The sequence below is a fragment of the Leptospira soteropolitanensis genome (assembly GCF_026151655.1).
In the GTDB taxonomy this organism is placed as follows: domain Bacteria; phylum Spirochaetota; class Leptospiria; order Leptospirales; family Leptospiraceae; genus Leptospira_A; species Leptospira_A soteropolitanensis.
In genome coordinates, this window is sequence record NZ_JAMQPN010000091.1 from 1 (window position 1) to 762 (window position 762).

The 762-nt window shown below is 27.3% G+C and carries 2 protein-coding genes; both read left to right on the forward strand.

Features of this window, described 5'->3' with window-relative positions; all coding sequences use genetic code 11:
• The first annotated feature begins 96 nt into the window (after positions 1–96).
• The gene (locus tag ND811_RS19485) at positions 97–396 is read left to right on the forward strand and encodes a nucleotidyltransferase family protein (RefSeq protein ID WP_135752648.1); all 300 of its coding nucleotides are present in this window, start codon (positions 97–99) and stop codon (positions 394–396) included.
• Entirely contained in the window at positions 389–757 is a 369-nt protein-coding gene (locus ND811_RS19490) for a HepT-like ribonuclease domain-containing protein (protein WP_265353644.1), read from the forward strand. The genes ND811_RS19485 and ND811_RS19490 overlap by 8 nt, the downstream gene beginning before the upstream one ends.
• Positions 758–762 lie beyond the last annotated feature (5 nt).

The window sequence follows — 762 nt, forward strand, 5'->3', positions numbered from 1 at the left end:
CAAAAAATTTAAGAAATTGAACACAGAAGGTAAAATCTTTAAGAAATTCAATTTCTCATTTATTGACTTTTTCTTCTGAATTTGGATAATTAACATATGAAGGTAGAAACCAAAAAGGAATTGATTGAGGAATTAACCAAAATTAAACCAATTCTAAATAATGATTTTGGTGTTCTGAAAATCGGTGTCTTTGGGTCTTTTGCTAAAGATACAGTTAACTCGAATAGCGATGTTGATTTACTCGTTGAAATGAAATCTCCCGACTTTGATTCTTTTGTTGGTTTAAAAATATTTTTAGAAAATCTTTTTGAACGAAATGTTGATCTTGTTCGAAAAAGGAATCAAATTAAAACTTCATTTCTCAATAGAATTCAAAAAGATATTATAAATGTCTGAAGAAATATACGAAAGGTTCGAATTTATTCTTGAATCGATCGTAATCATTGAAAATAGATTCTTAAAAATTAAATATCCGGATGATCTAATTAATTCACAAGATGGAATTACTATACTTGATTCAATTGCAATGAGATTACAAGCAATCGGAGATAATCTTAAATCTGTTACAAAATTAGACAGTAAATTTCTAAACAATTATCCCAATACAGACTGGGAAAAAATTATGAAAATGAGAGACGTGATTTCTCACCATTATGAAGGTCTTGATCACGAAATAATATATAATATCTGTAAAAACAAAATACCTGAATTAAAACTTACTATTGAATTAATTCTTAAACAACTCAACGGCGTATAACAGCG

Bases quoted from the DNA above. Each gene is read 5' to 3' on its own strand.
- ND811_RS19485 (WP_135752648.1), top strand. From the start codon at position 97: ATGAAGGTAGAAACCAAAAAGGAATTGATTGAGGAATTAACCAAAATT.
- ND811_RS19490 (WP_265353644.1), top strand. From the start codon at position 389: ATGTCTGAAGAAATATACGAAAGGTTCGAATTTATTCTTGAATCGATC.